A 16,514-nucleotide genomic window follows, 5' to 3' on the forward strand; every position below is an offset into this window, starting at 1 on the left:
CGTCGGTCAACTGCGCCAGCACGTCCTCGTACGAGCCCTCGGAGTACAGCGCCATCCCGATCGCGAAGTAGGCCATCACCCGAGCCGGCAACGAACGATGCCGCTGCTCGGTCCGGCCAACATCGGCAATCACCTCATCGACCAGCTCGGGCGGGAACACCCGCGTCAGCACCCCGACCGAGACCAGGTCAGAGAGGCGACGCTCGGTCTCTGGCTTCTTCCATCCAACACGCGGCATACCACCAAACTACACCGCTGCGACCTTAACTGAACGGTATTGGGGTTAGGCCGTCCGTCAGCGCGATGAGGAGCCTGGCGACGGTGCTGACAGGCACGCTCCACGTGACGCCGGTGTGCTCGGCGGCCAGGTTCAGCATGGCGAGGGCGAGGCGGTTGTACTGCTCGTACTGGGCCAGGGCGAGTGGCCGCCTGGTGCGCAGCGCATATTGCGTCAGCTCCAGCATCGCCTGTTCGTGCGGCGGGTCTGCCCTGAGGTTGGCGACATAGCCCATCAGGCCCTCGTTGAGCAGCTCCGCCAGCGTCAGAGACTCCGGGTTCGAGGGGATGATCGCCTTCTCCTCGTTCTCCATCACCTCGGTGATGAGACGGTCGATCAGCTGGTCGCGGGACTCGAACGCGTAGTGGAAGCTGGCCAGCGACATGCCCGCCTCGGCGACGATTGCGCGCGTCGAGGCCTCGTGCAGGCCGCGCGCGGCCACGACTCGCAGTGCGGCGGCGACGAGAGCCCTTCTGCGGGCCTGTACTGGTGTTCTGGCCATGATCTCCTCCGGGACCTGCCCCGCCCCGGCACCCATTGCCTGCCGCTCGACCGGCTCCTACACTACCGTCAAGTGGGACGATCGTCCCGGTTTGGGGACGGTGCAATGAGGCGGCCAGGTGGGGGAAACGATGATCTTCAACAGCTTAGCGGCGCCGCCGTGGTGACGGGGCATCTCGCCGCCCTCATCGGCGATGTGCGACATCTCAGCCCGCCGTCCCCGGAGCCCTGGCGGCTCTGGGACGAAGCCACCGCCACGGAGGAGCCGCCGTTCGCGGTCCTTGACCTTTCGGCGCTGCGGGCCAATGCCGCGGACCTTCTGCGTCGCGCAGACGGGGTCCCGATCCGGGTGGCGAGCAAATCTCTCAGGGTCAGGGCCATGGTCGAGGAACTGCTTGCGGTGCCCGGGTTTGAGGGAGTCCTCGCCTACACCCTGCCCGAGGCGCTGTGGCTGGCCGAGACCTGCCCCGACGTGGTCGTCGGATACCCGAGCGCCGACCGGGGAGCGATAGCAGAGCTCGCCCGTTCCGAAAGGGCGGCTGCCGCTGTGACGCTCATGATCGACTGCGTCGAACAGCTGGACCTGATCGATGAGGTCGTCGCGCCGTCGCACCGTCATCCGATCCGGGTGTGCCTGGAACTGGATGCGGCCTGGCAGGGCCCGATGCCCTTGGGGCGGTTGGGGGTGTTGCGTTCGCCGCTGCGCACCCCCGCCCAGGTGCGGGCCCTCGCGGAGGTCGTCGTACGGCGCAGCGGATTCAAGCTGGTGGGCCTGATGGCCTACGAAGCCCAGGTCGCCGGGGTCGCCGACGCGGTGCCGGGCCGGCGGCCTATGAACTCCGTGGTCTCCTGGATCAAGCGACGCTCTCGCCCCGAGATCGCAGAACGCAGGGCGGCGGTCGTGGCTGCCGTCCGGCAGGTCGCGGAGTTGGAGTTTGTAAACGGCGGGGGGACCGGATCGATCGAGAGCACCGCGCAGGACGCGGCGGTCACCGAGATCGCCGCAGGCAGCGGTCTGTTCGCGGGGCACTATTTCGACTCCTACCAGGCCTTCTCCCCGCATCCGGCCACCGGGTTCGCGCTCAGCGTCGTCCGGAAACCACGCGCCGACTGCGTGACGGTGCTCGGGGGCGGGTGGGTCGCCTCCGGCCCGCCAGGGCCAGACCGCTTGCCCAAGGTCGCGTTCCCTGCCGACCTGCGGTTGGCACCGAGAGAGATGACGGGCGAGGTCCAGACCCCGCTCGTCGGGCAACCCGCCAGGGGCATGAGGGTCGGCGACCGGGTCTGGTTCCGCCATGCCAAGTCAGGCGAACTCAGCGAACACGTCAACGAGTTCGTCCTGGTCGACCAGGGCCGTGTCATTGATCGGCTACCCACCTACAGAGGCGAAGGAAGGGCATTCCTGTGACGAACTCGACGGAGATCACCTGGCAGAACTGGGGGCGCACGCTGACGGTGCACCCCAACCTCATCGTCGCGCCGACGTCCGCGGAGGAGGTCTGCGAGGTGGTCCGGGTCGCGGCGGCCGAAGGTCGGCGAGTCAAGCCTGTGGGGGCCGGGCACAGCTTCACGGCCATCGCGGAAGCCGACGACATCCTGATGACCCTCGACGGTCTCAGCGGCCTGCTGGGGGTAGACCGCGCTGCCCGTACGGTGACGCTCGGGGCAGGCACACGGCTCCACGCCATCCCGGCGATGTTGGGGCCCCTCGGCCTGGCGATGGAGAACCTCGGCGACATCGACGCCCAGTCCATCGCGGGTGCCGTCTCGACCGGAACCCACGGCACCGGGATCGGCTTCCGAGGGATCGCCGCACAGATCGCCGGGGCGGTGCTCGTCACCGGCCGGGGTGAACTGTTGCGGGTCGACGCACGGCACAGCCCCGAGCTGCTCCCAGCGGTCGCGCTCGGACTTGGCGCGCTCGGCATCCTCGTCGAGGTGACGATCCAGTGCGTCGAGGCGTTCGACCTTCACGCCGTCGAGTTGCCGGAACCGCTCGACGGGGTCCTCGAATCGGTGTTCGACCGGATGTTCGGCTCCGATCACTTCGAGTTCTACTGGTTCCCCCACACAGACATCGCGATGACCAAGACGAACATGCGCGTGCCGGCCGGTGAGGGGAGGGCGCCGCTCACGGATGCGCGACGCTGGTTCGACCAGACGTTCATGGCCAACGGAGTCTTCCGCGCCACGTGCGCGCTCGGCAGGGCGCTACCCGCGGTGGTCCCCAGCCTGAACCGCGTGGCCGCGAGGCTCTCCGGCTCGCGATGCTACAGCGACGTGTCGTCGAGTGTGTTCGCGACGCGCAGGACGGTGCGGTTCACGGAGATGGAGTACGCGATCCCCGTCGACCGGGTCGTGGATGCACTTACCGAAATCAGAGCGGTCATCGACCGTTCCGGCTGGCGCATTTCGTTCCCGATTGAGGTGCGGTTCACCGCGTCAGATGACCTCTGGTTGTCGACCGCGTATGGGAGACGGTCGGCCTACATCGCGGTACACCGGGCCATTGGTGAGGATCCCCGGGCCTACTTCGGGGCGGTGGAGGAGATCATGCGGGGGCTTGGCGGACGACCGCACTGGGGGAAGATGCACGGGTTGGGATCCGAGGAGTTGGCTGCGGCCTACCCGAGATTCCAGGACTTCCTGCGGGTCCGTGAGGAACTCGACCCCGATGGGGTCTTCGCCAACGCCTATCTCCGGCGCGTTCTGGGTGACCACGTGGTGGCCTCGGGGGGTGCGGCTGAGCGGCACCGAAACTGACACCGCCAACGACGAAACCCCCTGGGAAACCAGGGGGTTTGACTGTGGCCAGGGCCGGGGTCGAACCGGCGACCTTTCACTTTTCAGGCGAACGCTGCTACCAGCTGAGCTACCTGGCCTTCTGGCCTGGCATCTGATGCCTGACCTGGCGACCCCGACGGGACTCGAACCCGCGACCTCCGCCGTGACAGGGCGGCGCGCTAACCAACTGCGCTACGGGGCCAATTTCTTGGACCTGCTGGCTGAGCCAGCCCGGTAACTATAGCGTGACTTTCACTGTGCTGTCACATCGAACGAAACGCCTAGTCAATCCGGTTTGCTGCTTGTCTCTGACCTGGGGGCGGCGCCGAGGTCGACCTCGGCGCCGCCCCTGTGCAGAGCATCCCCAACGGGATTCGAACCCGTGCTGCCGCCGTGAAAGGGCGGAGTCCTAGGCCGCTAGACGATGGGGACCAGCGCGTCCAAGCATAAGGGAACTAGTGCTGAGGTCACAAACTCAGCGACGGTCGACGGTTAGCCGTTTGTGTTGATGTGCACGTGGTCCTTGTGGTTGGCGGTGTCGCCGCCGCGGTCGGCCATCGAACGCCAGCCTTCCTTGGTGCGGGCCGTCGACCAGATCTTCTGATCGAAGATGATGTAGTTGATGTTGTACTCGCTCGCGTGGGCCTGGTAGTACTTGGCGATTTCCCACCCGAGTGCGCTGTTTGTCTTGTAGCTGGGGATCATGACGTCGACGGCGCGGCCTGCGGGATGGTCGGGGGTGACATCCTTGCGCCAGCCGTACATCGTGTTGATCTGCGGGTAGCGGTTCCAGACGTCGCGGACGATCGCCTTCACGTTCTCGTTGGTCTGGTCCAGGCCGCTGGAGTAGCCACGGTTGAGGCTGTCGCCGTCTCCGCTCGATGCGCCCGCGTCGCTGGTGGTCGGCGGGGTGGCGGAGACGTAGCTGGAGGTGACCCACTTTGATGCACCGTTGACGATGATCTCGGTTCGGCCGTTCTGCACGGTGCCGGTCACCTGGAGTTCGCCGCCCCGAGGAATGACACCGCTGTAGGACTGGCCCGTGGAAGAAGACCAGATGTTCAAGGTCGTGGTGGCGTACCGGAGGCTGGTCTCGGGCGGCGTGGGGGCCAATGGGGCCGTCAAGGAGCCGACGGCGGTCAGATAGGTGGCATTGACCCATCGGACGGCACCCTTGTAGATGACCTGAGCCATGCCGTTCTGCTCAACGCCGGTCAGGTCAAAGATGGTCCCCTTCGGCGCGTCGCCCAGGCTGGTGAAGTTCGCGGACGAGCTGGTGCGGATCATGAGCGCCGTGGTGCCCCGGGCCTGTCCCGTGACCTCGGGCAGAGACTCGGAGGTGGTGCCGATGTAGCTCGTCGAGACCCAGAGCAGCTTGCCGCTGTAGTCGATCTGCGCGAAGTTGCCGCTGATCGTCCCGGTGAGGGTGAGCTTCGCGCCTTTCAGCGCGACAACGTATACCGCGTCCCGGGTAGATGGACCGGTTCGCAGGTTCACGCTGGCGGTGGTGTAGGCGGTGCCGGCTTCACCGGTGGTCGTCGCCCCTGATGTCTGGGAGGATTGCGCGTCGGAGGGGGAACCCGACAGATAGGCGCTCGCGATGTAGGCGGTCTGCCCTTTGTATGTGACCTCGGTCCAGCCGTTGGCCGAACCGGAGGACGGGAGGGAATCTCCCGCGTTCAGGACGGTCAAGGAAGCGTATGAGGTGGCGGGACCGCTGCGCACGTTGACCCTGGTCGTTGTGGTTACGGTGCCGTTGACCGCGTCGGCTTCGGGGCTGAAGGCAAGGGTGCCGAGCCCTTGGATCAGAACCGCCACTCCGGCGGCGGCGGCGAGGCCACGCAGGCCTGGAAGTGCTCTTTTCACGTCTCTCTCCTCATCATCGGGGGGAGGGCAGACGCACCGCTTCCTCGGGGTCCGGGGGGAGGGCCCCGGCGCGCCTGACCGTTGGCCTGACACTATGGGGATCGTCCCCTCCGAGGCAATGAAGATTGAGAAATTGCTGAGAAAAGAGCAATCATTTGTGAGCGTTTCGGGCATGGGGGCGATCGTTCCGCAGTGGGGCTGCGCCGTTCAATTGGCTCTGAGAAGGAGACTTGTGATGGGTGTCGAGATTCTTGGAACCCGAGAGCTGTTTGAGAATCGCTTGGGCCTCTCAGGGGAGCTCAGGTGAAGGTCCACTTCAGGTTCGGGCGGCCGGGGTTGAGGTTGCGCCATCTCTGGAGACGGTCATCGGGCGGGTGGCTCGCTGCGCGGTTGGCTTCCGTCAGAGGCCTGAACCCACGCCCGTGTCGAGGTCGACGACCAGTGCAGGGCCAGGCCCAGGACCGTTGAAGGGACATAGCCGGCCTGTAGATCGGCAACGGACAGTTGTGAGGCACCGGTGAGTTCGGCTAGGCGAAGCCTTTCCCTCGCATCGGCAACCGCGGCGGCGACGGGCGCTTGAAGCACGCGGCGGTTGGCCGCGAGAGTGGTGAGCACGTCAGGGTGGAAACCGGCGGCGACGATGACGAGGGGGTCGGCAGTGGTCGCTGCCGACAGGGGGGCCAGCAACTCGCGCATGGACGAGACCGTGCCGTCGACGATCAGCAACGTGACGTTGTCGCGGCTGACGCCCTCAGCGACATTCGCGAAATCCCTGTGCGCGTGCCCGAACGAGAAGCCCTCTCCCCGCCGTGGAAGCGAACCCGTCGCAGCCCGGTTGGGGGCGGGGAGTGCGTCGACCTCGTCCTGCGTGATATAGGTGGGCACATGCCGGTTCACCTCCTCGCTGTGACGCAGCGGAGCCGGCTGACCCAGGCCCGAGACCCGTCGTCGGGCGTGGCGGTCTGCGACAACGGCCGCTGCCAGCAGGGCCACGCCGACCGCCACCACGATGAGGAACCACGTCAAGGCTGGCATGGGTACAGCCTGCCAGAACCGTTTGGGCTAGACTTCCTTCGCCCCTATAGCTCAGTTGGCAGAGCAGTGGACTTTTAATCCATGGGTCGCGGGTTCGAGCCCCGCTGGGGGCACCGTGAGAGTCCGGGCCGGTTCACGGCTACGCGGCCGCCACCTTCCTGGACGGGCGGTTCTCCTTGAGGAAGAACGAGAAGACCAGCGCCACGACGATGAGTGCAAGGCCGAAGAGGTAGCCGTAACGCGACCCGTTCACGAAACCCTGGGCGGCATCGGTTCCACCTCCAGCCGCGTAGTTGGATTGACCGAGGTAGAGCAGAGAGGTGGCCACAGCGGTGCCGATCGCCCCCACGACCTGCTGCATCGTGTTGAGGACGGTCGACCCGTCTGCCGCCAGCGCGTGGGGCAGCGACTTCAGGGCGGACGATTGGGCGGACTGCTGCAGCAGCGGGATGCCGATCATGAAGACGATGTGCGCGAACACGAAGAACATGGGTGAGGTGGTCACCCCGATGGCCAGGAACAACAGCGAGCCGATGATCGAGACCACCGCGCCGATCCGCACGAGGTGAGTGGCACCGTGCCGGTCGTGGAGACGACCCGTGACGAACGAGCAGACCGCGTTGACGACACCGCCGGCCAACATCAGCATTCCCGCCGTCGAGGTGTCCAGACCGAGGCCACGCTGCAGCTGCTGGGGTGCCAGGTACATGATCGCCAGGGTGCAGGCGAAGGAGCAGGTCACCATGATGGCAGGGGTGCGGAACTCGGCGATCCCCAGCACCTTGAGGTCCAACACGGGGTTGTCGATCCGAAGTTGGCGACGGGCGTAGAACGCCAGCGTCACGATGCCGACGACGAGCAGTGCGATGACCGAAGCCGAGAACCCGAGGTCGGCGACCAGGCTCACGCCGGCGACCAGGGCGCCGAAGCCGATCACCGAGGCGCCGATCGAGATCAGGTCGACCTTGGGGCGGCTGACCTCGATGGGGGTGACGAAGAAGGCGACGGTGAAGGCGATGGCCACAATGGCCACCGCGGCGAACAACACGAAGATCGCACGCCACGAAGACCAGCCGATCAGCAGACCTGCCAGGGTTGGGCCGATGACCGGGGCGAACATGATGACCAGTCCGGCCACCCCGTTGGCCGCGCCGATCTTGTGGAGAGGAAACACCCGCATGATCGACGCGTACATGGTCGGTAGCACGATGCCGGTGCCGACACCCTGCAAGATGCGTCCGGTCAGCATGAGCGCGAACGTCGGAGCGGACGCGGACAGCACCGCACCGACCAGGAAGAAGGCGAGCGCAGCAAGCACCAGCGTCTTGGCCTTCACCCACTTCAGGAGGAACCCGACACACGGCAGCACCACACCGATGGCGAGCATGTAGCCGACGACCACCCACTGGGCGGTGCCGGTGGTGATGCCGAACGTGTCGGAGAGGTCGGGCAGCGCGATGTTCATCGAGGTCTCGGACAACATGCCGAGGAAGGCGCCAAGGTAGAGGCCGATCATCAGCCTGTGGGGTCGTCTTGGGGGCTGGGTACGGGACTCGCCCGCTGACTGGGGGGTTTTGGGCGCCATGGATTGGGCCTGCTGCGAAACTGGCATAAATGTGTCTCCTCTGGCCTGAAGGTAGGCCGACTGAGCGGGGAGGCTTATGCGTTGACCTGTTCAACGACAAAGACAAGCCGCATGGCTCAGATCTCATCGATGAGCATGCGGCTTCGAAACAGTCGTCAACTTAGCACGTTCAAATTTCCTTCGTAAGCTGACGGCTTGGGGTCAGGATGCGAGCCAGGGTGGGTCGAGGTCGACCGGTTCGGCCCGTCGCTCCCAGTTACGCCACCACTCGTCGGCACCGGGAGGCAGTGGGACGCCGCTCGCGGAGCGGACGGCGTCGCGCAATTCGGTTTTGGCCGACCTGAGAGCGTTTCGCCTGCGTCGGCCCGGCTCTTCCGCGGCGAGATAGTCTCGCTCCGCCTGCAAGCAGCGTAGCCGGGATTCGATGATCCGCCGATGCCTCGCCTCGGCCTCCTCGTCCAGCCGAAGGTGGACCTCCGCCGCCCGCAGCCACCCGTAGGCCTCGTTGATGGAGATCAGTGCGGGATCGACCGTCATGGAGTCGTGCACGGTCAGTTCGGGATAGATCACGATGGACCCGGCCGAGTGCGCGTAGGCCAGTTCGTCGCGCCCGGCTTCGTCGATCAGGATCTCGGTCGAGCGCGTTACCACGCTGACCAGGTCGGCATTGGCCATGGAGCCCCGATGCTGCACCCCTGAGGTCTGCGAACTGACGATGTAGTTGCGGGCGGCGCCAAGGTGACCGATCGCCAACTCTGCGGGAAGGTTCTCCCTCGCTCCGCCGTCCACGTAGGTCTCGGAGCCGATCGGTACGGGGCGGAACACCGCGGGGATGGCGCAGGACGCGAGCACGCCAACCGTCAGATCGTGCGACTCCTCGCTGAGCGGCTGGTTGTCACGGTCGACGAGTTTGCCCTGTTCCGTCATGAACCTGAGTTCGCCGGATTCGAGAGCCACCATGGCGATCCGCAGGGTGGTGCCCGACGCGGCCGTGCGGGCAGGGTCGAAGGTCTCCGGCTGGAGAAGTTCGACCAGGACGGGGCCCGGGCGGTACATCGACTTCGTCGACTCCAGCCCCTTGGCGATCGTGTTCAGGTCGTTGCCGAGGCGGGGGATGTGGCCCAGGTGGGTGGCGATCGTCGAAAGGGTCGCAAGGGACCACTCCGAACGAACCTGCTCTTCAGGGTCTGCCGTGAGTGCCAACTCAAGCGGATTGAGGGGCGGCTCGTCTGGGCTCACCGGGGATGCAGGGGAGACCGCGGAGCCACGTAGGAACGGTAGGAGGGCTGGGCGCGGTTTGGGAGTCGGCTTGGGGGTGGTGACGAGCGGCCTCATCAACTCCAGCCACTGGGGGCCCTCCGTGGAGAGGCGGTCGAACCACGGCCGAGGCGTGAACATGTCGCTGGGTTGCACCATCTCGTCCCAGATGCGGCGCAGCATCCGCAGGTACTCGACCTGTTCTTCGCGTCGCCCGCTCTGGGCCAGCGACGACGCCAGAATCGAGCCTGCTGAGGTGCCGACGAAGATGCTGGGCCTGAATTGTTCGTCGTGCTCGTAGAGATACTCCAGCGCCCCCAGCTGGAAACTCAGCCTTGAGCCGCCGCCTGAGAGGACGCAGGAGACGACCTCGGGGCGTGGGGTGAGCGAGAAGAACGGGAGCCCGAACCAACCCTTGCCTGCCATGGGGGCCAGTCTAGGTGGCTGGTATGACGGGTTTCACGTTCTCCAGGCAACTCAACCAGCGTCGGGTGCGGGTTCCAGGTGCTGCCGGAATCGTTGTTGCGCCCCCTGTTTCGTGAGGCCGTAGAGCTTTCCGATCTTGGACCAGGCGACCCCCTGGTCGCGGGCCGCGCGAACCTGTGTCAACTCGATGCTGTCGGCGAGTTCGCGAAGCTCTCGGGCCGCATCCAAACTGGCGAGGGCGTCTTCGGCCTCCTGCAGCCTGGAGAGGGCTGCCTGCAACTTGTCGATGGTGCTGGTCTTCCCCATCGGCACATCTTATCGGGGAGTGGCGTCAACTACTACTTGACGAATCCGTCAATGGATGGTTGACTCTTCCGCAGCGGTCAACAAGACGTTGACCTTTGATGAAGGGACCTCGCCATGGCGAAGAAAAAGGATAAGAAGAAGGACAAGAAGAGCAAGAAGGACAAGAAGAGCAAGAAGAGCAAGAAGTAGCCGAATTGGGCTTCCTGATCAGGGCGCGGACCTCTCGGTCCGCGCCCTTGTCGCGTTTCGTCGTGGACCAAACTGGTGGCGATCGGTCGACAGCCGCCCGGGTAGCCTGACGCCATGTCGAATGAGTTGCATGACCTGTTGGAGGATGGCTACATCGAAGGGGTAGACGAGTCGGGCATCGTCTTCGCAGGTCCTGAACGGCACGGGTTGCGGATCCTGGACAGCCGGTTTGTCGAGGCGGATCTCAGCGGGGCGAAGTTGATCGGTTGCCGTCTGGCCGACGTCGAGTTCCAAAATTGCCGGGCCACCGACGTGTCGTTTGCCAAGTCGAGCCTGCAGGACGTGACCGTCGCCGAGTCCAGGATCGGCGCCTTCCAGGGGTTCGGTGGCTCCTGGACCAGGTGTGCGATCGCTGGGGGAAAGATCGACTATCTGAACCTTCGGGCGGCGACGGTGGCACGGCTGACCATCGACAATGCGGTGATCGGGGAACTCGACCTGTCCGAGGCGAAGATCGAGGGGATCAGCTTCTTGAACGCCACCGTCGGCAAGCTGATCCTCACGAACGCGCGCACCAAACGGCTCGACCTGCGCGGCGTTGAACTGCGCGGCCTCGAATCGAACCCAGAGGGTCTGCGGGGGGTCGTGATCGGGCCCACCCAGGTGCTGGACCTGGCGCCGGTGCTGGCCGACATCCTGGGAATGAAGATCGCCTGAGGTGGTTGAGGGGTCCAAACCGGCTTAAGATCGCGATGTTGGTTCACACATGAACCAACATCGCGAAGTTAAGCGGCGCCCATCAGGGCCAGGAGCACGCCGCCTGCCACGACCGAGGCGACCTGGCCTGCGGCGTTTGCCCCCATCGCGTGCATGAGCAGGAAGTTGTCCGGGTTCTCGCGCTGCCCCTCACGCTGGACGACCCGGGCCGCCATCGGGAACGCCGAAATGCCCGCGGCGCCGATCAGTGGGTTGAACCGGCCGCGGGAGAACACGTTCATCAACTTGCCGAACGCGACCCCCATCACGGTGTCCAGACAGAACGCCACCAGCCCCAGCACCAGGATCATCAGGGTGGCCACATTGAGAAACGACGTGCCGACCATGGTCGATCCGATGGCGAGGCCCAGGAACAGCGTCACCACATTGGCCAACTCGTTTGACGACGCCCCGACCAGTCGCTCGACGACCTTCGACTCGCGCATCAGGTTACCGAGCATCAGCATCCCGATCAGCGGGGTGGCGAACGGCACCAGGACACCCACGACCACCGTCACGATGATGGGAAACAGTATTCTGGTGCGCTGCGAGATCTCGCGGCTGGTGTAGGGCATGACGATCGAGCGTTCCTTGGCCGTTGTCATCAGCCGCATGATCGGCGGCATGATGATCGGGACAAGGCTCATGTACGAGTACGCGGCCACGGTGATCGGCGCGAGCAGTTCGGGGGCGAGCTGGTTGGCCACGTAGATCGAGGTCGGGCCGTCGATAGCGCCGATGATGCCGATCGAGGCGGACTGTTCCCTGGAGAATCCGAGGCCGAGCGCGAGTAGCAGCGTCAGGAAGATGCCGAACTGCCCCGCCGCGCCCAGCAGCACCATCTTCGGGTTCTCGAGCAGCGGCCCGAAATCGGTCATGGCTCCGATTCCGACGAAGATCAGCAGGGGGAACAACTCGTTGCCGACCCCCATGTCGTAGAGCAGCGTCAGCATCCCGTGTTCGCCGACCATCGGGGAGAGCGGGAGATTCGCCAGGATCGCTCCTGCCCCGATAGGCAGCAGCAGCAGCGGTTCGTATTCCTTCTTGATCGCCAGCCAGATCAGCAGCAGACCGACGGCGAGCATCACGGCGCTCTGCCACGTCAGGCTCGTGAGGCCCTGCAGCAGTTGCGAGAGGGTCTCGGAGTTCACGAGGCATCCTCGAACCGGACGAGCGTCTCGCCGTAGCGCACCTGGTCACCCGCGCCGACATAGATCTCGGCGACGACCCCGTCGCGCGGTGCCCGCAACTGGTTGACCATCTTCATCGCCTCGAGCGAGAGCACCGGGTCGCCACGCTTGACCTGTGTGCCCACCGTCGTCTCGATCGCCAGCACGACGCCGGGCATGGGCGCGGTCAGCTTGTCCTTGACCGGCCCGGACGGCGCCGCAGCCGGGCCCGACGGTGCGGCGGCCGCGGCGGTAGCGGTTTGGGTGGCTGCCGGTGGGGCGGTCTCGGCCCGGGGCGTGAGGGCCGGGGTGATGGGTGAGTGTGCGAGGTCGCGGTGGTCTTCGAGGGTGACGTCGATCAGCCGACCGTCGAGTTGCACCCGGAAGAGGTTGGCACCGGCGGCCTCGACGTCAACCACGAACGGGTTGTCGTTGACTGTGATGGTGTAGCGGCGCATGGGCTATCTCCTCGGGCGGGGGGTGTTCCGGCGGGACCGCCCGACCGAAACCCAACGGTTGGCGAAAAGTTGGCTCCCGGGTGCGAATGCTCTCGTCTCGGGGGCGGCCTGGCGGCGGCGCTGCGCGGCGTGGGTCACGACGGCGACGGCGATCGCGGCGACCTGGTCCTCGGTCAGGCCGTCGGCCAGGATCCGGACGCCGGCGGTGGGAGCATCCGGCTCTTCAGCCTGGGGTGACGGCGCGGGCTCGGGCGCCAGCGAGCGTCGGGTGTCGAGGCGGCCGATCAGGATCAGCAGGCCCATGAGCACCAGGAGCAGCGCAAACACCGATCCCATGCCCAGCCCCATCATGGTCAGTCCCCAGAGCAGATCGTCCATGGCGGGCTCCTAGACCGGGAATAGACCGTGCTTCTTGGGCACGTCCTGGCTGACCTTGGTGCGGAGTACCTCGAGGGCGCGGATGAGACGGGTGCGGGTCTCGCGCGGCTCGATCACCTCGTCGATCTGTCCTACGTCGGCGGCCTGGTAGGGGTTGAAGAACTTCTCCTTGTACTCCGCGACGAAGCGCGCCTCCTCAGCGGCGGGATCTTCGGCGGCCGCGATCGCCCGCCTGTTCAGCAGGCGTGCGGCCCCCTCCGCTCCCATCACGGCGATCTGCGCGGACGGCCAGGCGTAGGCGACGTCGTTGTTCATCTGCCGCGAACTGAGCGCGACGTAGGAGCCGCCCATCGCCTTTCGGGTGACGATTGAGATCTTCGGGACGGTGGCCTGGCAGTAGGCGTAGATGATCTTGGCGCCGTGCCGGATCACACCCCGGTGCTCCTGCTCGACGCCTGGCAGGTAGCCGGGGCAGTCGACGAACGTGATCAGCGGGATGTTGAACTGGTCGCACAACGTGATGTGACGGGCGATCTTGTCCGAGGCGTCGATGTCGAGGCAGCCGGAAAGTGCGAGTGGCTGGTTGGCGACGAATCCGATGCTGGAGCCGCCCAGCCTGGCGAACCCGACCAGGGCATTGGGGGCGAAATCGCGGTGCAGCTCGAACGTCGAGCCGTGGTCGAAGACATGTGTCAGGAGTTGGCGCATGTCGTAGGCCATCCGGTCGTCTCCCGGGACGATCGTGTTCAGCGCCTCATCCATCCGGTCCGGCGGATCGTAGGGTTCGAGCTGCGGGGGGTCCTCGGCGTTGTTCTGGGGGAGGTATCCGAGGAGGGTCTTGGTCAGGCTGAGGGCGTGCTGCTCGTTGTCGGCGATGAGCTGCGCGACGCCGGAGGTGACGTTGTGGACGTAGGCCCCACCAAGATCCTCGGCGGTGACCTCCTCGCCGGTGACCGTCTTGATGATGTCGGGCCCGGTCAGGAACATGTTTGAGGTCTGGTCGACCATGATCGTGATGTCGGTCAGGGCGGGGGAGTAGACGGCGCCGCCCGCGCACGGCCCCATGATCAGCGAGATCTGCGGGATCACCCCAGAGGCTTTCACGTTGCGCATGAACACCTCGCCGTAGGCGGCGAGCGACTGGATGCCTTCCTGGACGCGGGCGCCCCCGGAGTCGTTCAGACCGATCAGGGGGATGCCTGCCTCGATGGCCAGGTCCTGGATGCGTGAGATCTTGTTCGACTGCACCTGGGAGAACGATCCGCCGAAGACTGTGAAGTCCTGCGCGAAGATGGCGACCCTTCTGCCCTGGATCTTGCCGAAGCCGGTGATGACGCCGTCGCCGGGATAGTGGCGCTCATCCATGCCGAAGTTGGTGTTCTGGTGCGTGGCGAGCGCGCCCAACTCCTGGAACGACCCCTCATCCAGCAGGATGGCTAGCCGCTCCCTGGCAGTCAGCTTGCCTTTGGCGTGCTGGGCGTCGATCCGGTCTTGGCCGCCGCCCTCCAGGGCGCGTTGTCGCTTCTCACGGAGGGTTGCCAATTGGTCGTTCATGGTTCCTGCCTGCAACACGTCGCTGTCTTGCTGTCTGTTTCAGGGTATCGGGTGGGGTCGACGGGGCTGCGGGCGGGTCCCCGGGACGCTCGCTGACGACGGCGCCGTGCTGCGAGAGGGACACTGTCTTGTTCGACTTTCAGTCGAGCGTCCGTCAGGACGGGGTGGCGTCGGCGCGGCGCAACTTCTCTTGCAGAGCGAGGCGGTCCATCGTGGACCAGGGGCCGGATTCGGCCAGCGGGATCTCGGTCATGAAGCGGCGCTGCTCCTCGGGAATCAGCGTGACGAGCCGGGCTGGGTCCTGTTCCGCCGTGGCGTACAGGTTGGGCCCGTCTGCGTAATAGGGGTCGGTCAGGACGAGTCGGCCATGGCGGTTGCGCATGATGTTGGACGGATTGGAGTCGAGTGGGCCGCACCAGGGCAGCTCGCGGACGGCGTCGGCATGGACGCTTGCGACGATGTCGGCCAGCGCGGCGATCCCTGGATCAGGGTCGGCAAGGCGTGCGAGAAACGCGAACGCTTCCGGCTCGCCGACGGGGGTGAGTCGTTCGAGGAGTTGGAGGTCGCCCCCTCCGGCGAGCCGACGGTGGGCGAACAGGAGCGGGACGAGCCCCGTCGCGGCCGCCTCGTCGTAGAGCCTGGCGGTGTAGGGGCCGACGGGGTCGAACGGGCTGATGCGGGCTACGACGTCGCCGTCGGGTGAGGCAAGCGCGATCGCCCAGTCGCCGGCGCCGCACGGCGTCCAGCCTGCGACCAGGAGGAGTCGCTCGACGTCGAGGTGGGTGGCCTGTGGGTCGAGTTCAGCGGTCACGGCGTCTGCGTGTGGGTCGGTCACGGCGTCGATCGTAGCCGTGAGGGTCGTGAGGGTCGCGGGGGTCACGGGGGTCGCGAGGGTCGCGAGGGTCGCGAGGGTCGCGAGGGTCGCGAGGGTCGCGACCTTGTGCTGGTGAGGAGGGTCGTCGCGGGGGAGCCCCACTTCTCGGGGGGCCAGGCACGGCGTCGACCCCTCCGGAAAATCGACCAGTGGTCGATTCTGGTGTGTCTGGTTGCGAGGATCGGCCACTGCCTGCCGGGCGGCTCGGCCCGACATCCGATGGGCCTCTTGGGGACGGCGCTTGCTCGGTTCGAGTGTCCCCTGGGGCTCGTCTGAGTTCAGCTTGATGACGTGGCCTTCTTGCTGACGTCGTGGCCGTGAGGCTCGGTCCGCTCCGTCCGCGGAGCATTGGCTGACGCCTGCGGTTTTCTCGACGCTAGTGCTGTTCGGCGGATACCAGTGAAAGGAGTCGTTACCTGCGGTATTTCGCTGGTGTCGCGCGTTTTCGCTGGTGTCGCGCGTTTTCGCTGGTGTCGGAGACGGACCGCAGGTGTCGACGTCGGATCGCTGGTGTCGAGCGACTCCGCTGGCGCCCAGTGACGTCACTGGATCGGGGAGTATCCGCCCCCGTGACCCCAGTCTCTACTACTCTACGTCGTAGGAGCTATGACGATGCGCATCAAGGGTTTGCTGAGACGGGTCACCAGGACCAACGTCCTGGTGGCCGTCGGCGTGTTCGTCGTGGGCTCCCTGATCGGCGTAGGCCTGTTCACCTTCATCTACGCCAAGGGCATCTCGTACCTGTTCAACGATCCGGCCACCTGTGCCAACTGTCACGTCATGGAGCGCCACTACGACGCCTGGATAGCCGGCAGCCACTCGAACGTGGCCACGTGTAACGACTGCCACGCGCCGCACGACAACATCATCCACAAGTACGTCGTCAAGGCCGACAACGGCTTCTGGCACGGGTTGAAGTTCACGACGGGGCAGTACCCGGAGAACATCGAGATCAGGGACTCGAACAGGACGGTGACCAACGAGGCGTGCCTGTACTGCCACGCCGACTTCACCAGCGACATCCGCATGACCGCCGGTAGCGACCAGATCAACTGCACCCGCTGCCACTCCGACGTCGGACACAGCACGAGGTAAGGAC

The 16,514-nt window shown here is 65.8% G+C and carries 17 protein-coding genes and 4 tRNA genes; 6 read left to right on the top strand and 15 right to left on the bottom strand.

Going from position 1 to position 16,514, the window contains the following annotated elements:
- Together BUC15_RS13395 and BUC15_RS13400 are read right to left on the bottom strand one after the other, a co-directional pair.
- Window positions 1-238: transposase domain-containing protein (locus BUC15_RS13395; RefSeq protein ID WP_175558334.1), on the bottom strand; the 238-nt coding region annotated here is incomplete at its 3' end.
- Between the two features lie 25 nt (window positions 239-263).
- The gene (locus BUC15_RS13400) at window positions 264-779 is read right to left on the bottom strand and encodes a TetR/AcrR family transcriptional regulator (RefSeq protein ID WP_175558335.1); all 516 of its coding nucleotides are present in this window, start codon (window positions 777-779) and stop codon (window positions 264-266) included.
- Between the two features lie 105 nt (window positions 780-884).
- Between BUC15_RS13400 and BUC15_RS13405 the strand changes: the two genes are divergently transcribed.
- The gene (locus tag BUC15_RS13405; protein WP_084189591.1) at window positions 885-2,186 is read left to right on the top strand and encodes an alanine racemase; all 1,302 of its coding nucleotides are present in this window, start codon (window positions 885-887) and stop codon (window positions 2,184-2,186) included.
- Window positions 2,183-3,541 carry a D-arabinono-1,4-lactone oxidase gene (locus tag BUC15_RS13410; RefSeq protein ID WP_217652247.1) on the top strand — a complete coding sequence of 453 codons (1,359 nt, stop codon included), beginning with the start codon at window positions 2,183-2,185 and terminating at the stop codon, window positions 3,539-3,541. Before BUC15_RS13405 ends, BUC15_RS13410 begins: the two co-directional genes overlap by 4 nt.
- A 45-nt stretch (window positions 3,542-3,586) precedes the next feature.
- On the opposite strand, the gene BUC15_RS13415 is transcribed toward BUC15_RS13410, so the two are convergent.
- The 4 genes from BUC15_RS13415 to BUC15_RS13430 all read right to left on the bottom strand — a co-directional run bounded on the left by BUC15_RS13415 (window position 3,587) and on the right by BUC15_RS13430 (window position 5,428).
- Window positions 3,587-3,660: transfer RNA gene (locus BUC15_RS13415), tRNA-Phe, on the bottom strand.
- A gap of 27 nt (window positions 3,661-3,687) precedes the next feature.
- Window positions 3,688-3,764 (bottom strand) — tRNA-Asp (locus tag BUC15_RS13420).
- A gap of 157 nt (window positions 3,765-3,921) precedes the next feature.
- Window positions 3,922-3,994: transfer RNA gene (locus tag BUC15_RS13425), tRNA-Glu, on the bottom strand.
- A 60-nt stretch (window positions 3,995-4,054) separates the two neighbouring features.
- Window positions 4,055-5,428 (bottom strand): SH3 domain-containing protein, encoded by a 1,374-nt coding sequence (locus BUC15_RS13430; RefSeq protein ID WP_073189140.1) that lies wholly within the window; start codon window positions 5,426-5,428, stop codon window positions 4,055-4,057.
- A 94-nt stretch (window positions 5,429-5,522) separates the two neighbouring features.
- Here BUC15_RS13430 and BUC15_RS19995 point away from each other — a divergent pair, with 94 nt between their 5' ends.
- Window positions 5,523-5,735, top strand: a complete 213-nt coding sequence (locus tag BUC15_RS19995) for a hypothetical protein (protein ID WP_073189142.1) — start codon at window positions 5,523-5,525, stop codon at window positions 5,733-5,735.
- Window positions 5,736-5,791: 56 nt separating this feature from the next.
- On the opposite strand, the gene BUC15_RS13440 is transcribed toward BUC15_RS19995, so the two are convergent.
- Entirely contained in the window at window positions 5,792-6,463 is a 672-nt protein-coding gene (locus tag BUC15_RS13440) for a hypothetical protein (RefSeq protein ID WP_073189145.1), read from the bottom strand.
- 40 nt (window positions 6,464-6,503) lie between these two features.
- Between BUC15_RS13440 and BUC15_RS13445 the strand changes: the two genes are divergently transcribed.
- Window positions 6,504-6,576 (top strand) — tRNA-Lys (locus BUC15_RS13445).
- 26 nt (window positions 6,577-6,602) lie between these two features.
- Here BUC15_RS13445 and BUC15_RS13450 read toward each other — a convergent pair.
- The 3 genes from BUC15_RS13450 to BUC15_RS13460 form a co-directional block, all read right to left on the bottom strand.
- On the bottom strand, window positions 6,603-8,075 hold the full coding sequence (locus tag BUC15_RS13450) for an MFS transporter (protein WP_217652248.1): 1,473 nt from the start codon (window positions 8,073-8,075) through the stop codon (window positions 6,603-6,605).
- Window positions 8,076-8,249: 174 nt separating this feature from the next.
- On the bottom strand, window positions 8,250-9,731 hold the full coding sequence (locus BUC15_RS13455) for a patatin-like phospholipase family protein (protein ID WP_073189149.1): 1,482 nt from the start codon (window positions 9,729-9,731) through the stop codon (window positions 8,250-8,252).
- Between the two features lie 51 nt (window positions 9,732-9,782).
- The gene (locus BUC15_RS13460) at window positions 9,783-10,037 is read right to left on the bottom strand and encodes a hypothetical protein (protein ID WP_073189152.1); all 255 of its coding nucleotides are present in this window, start codon (window positions 10,035-10,037) and stop codon (window positions 9,783-9,785) included.
- 303 nt (window positions 10,038-10,340) lie between these two features.
- On the opposite strand from BUC15_RS13460, the gene BUC15_RS13465 reads away from it, so the two are divergent.
- A complete protein-coding gene (locus tag BUC15_RS13465) occupies window positions 10,341-10,943 on the top strand; it encodes a pentapeptide repeat-containing protein (RefSeq protein WP_073189154.1) in 603 nt (200 codons plus the stop codon).
- A gap of 68 nt (window positions 10,944-11,011) precedes the next feature.
- Here the strand turns inward: BUC15_RS13465 and BUC15_RS13470 are convergent, their stop codons facing one another.
- The 5 genes from BUC15_RS13470 to BUC15_RS13490 form a co-directional block, all read right to left on the bottom strand.
- Window positions 11,012-12,133 carry a sodium ion-translocating decarboxylase subunit beta gene (locus tag BUC15_RS13470; protein WP_073189156.1) on the bottom strand — a complete coding sequence of 374 codons (1,122 nt, stop codon included), beginning with the start codon at window positions 12,131-12,133 and terminating at the stop codon, window positions 11,012-11,014.
- Complete coding sequence (locus tag BUC15_RS13475; RefSeq protein WP_073189158.1) at window positions 12,130-12,609, bottom strand: acyl-CoA carboxylase biotin carboxyl carrier protein subunit; 480 nt, start codon at window positions 12,607-12,609, stop codon at window positions 12,130-12,132. The genes BUC15_RS13470 and BUC15_RS13475 overlap by 4 nt, the downstream gene beginning before the upstream one ends.
- 3 nt (window positions 12,610-12,612) lie before the next feature.
- Entirely contained in the window at window positions 12,613-12,987 is a 375-nt protein-coding gene (locus tag BUC15_RS13480) for an OadG family transporter subunit (RefSeq protein WP_073189160.1), read from the bottom strand.
- 9 nt (window positions 12,988-12,996) lie between these two features.
- Window positions 12,997-14,541: an acyl-CoA carboxylase subunit beta gene (locus BUC15_RS13485; RefSeq protein ID WP_073189163.1), complete on the bottom strand. Its 1,545-nt coding sequence runs from the start codon at window positions 14,539-14,541 to the stop codon at window positions 12,997-12,999.
- Between the two features lie 154 nt (window positions 14,542-14,695).
- Window positions 14,696-15,631 (bottom strand): hypothetical protein, encoded by a 936-nt coding sequence (locus BUC15_RS13490; RefSeq protein WP_175558336.1) that lies wholly within the window; start codon window positions 15,629-15,631, stop codon window positions 14,696-14,698.
- Window positions 15,632-16,027: 396 nt separating this feature from the next.
- On the opposite strand from BUC15_RS13490, the gene nrfH reads away from it, so the two are divergent.
- Window positions 16,028-16,510 carry a cytochrome c nitrite reductase small subunit gene (gene nrfH, locus BUC15_RS13495; RefSeq protein WP_139280270.1) on the top strand — a complete coding sequence of 161 codons (483 nt, stop codon included), beginning with the start codon at window positions 16,028-16,030 and terminating at the stop codon, window positions 16,508-16,510.
- Window positions 16,511-16,514 lie beyond the last annotated feature (4 nt).

Source organism: Tessaracoccus bendigoensis DSM 12906 (assembly GCF_900141915.1).
Classification (GTDB): domain Bacteria; phylum Actinomycetota; class Actinomycetes; order Propionibacteriales; family Propionibacteriaceae; genus Arachnia; species Arachnia bendigoensis.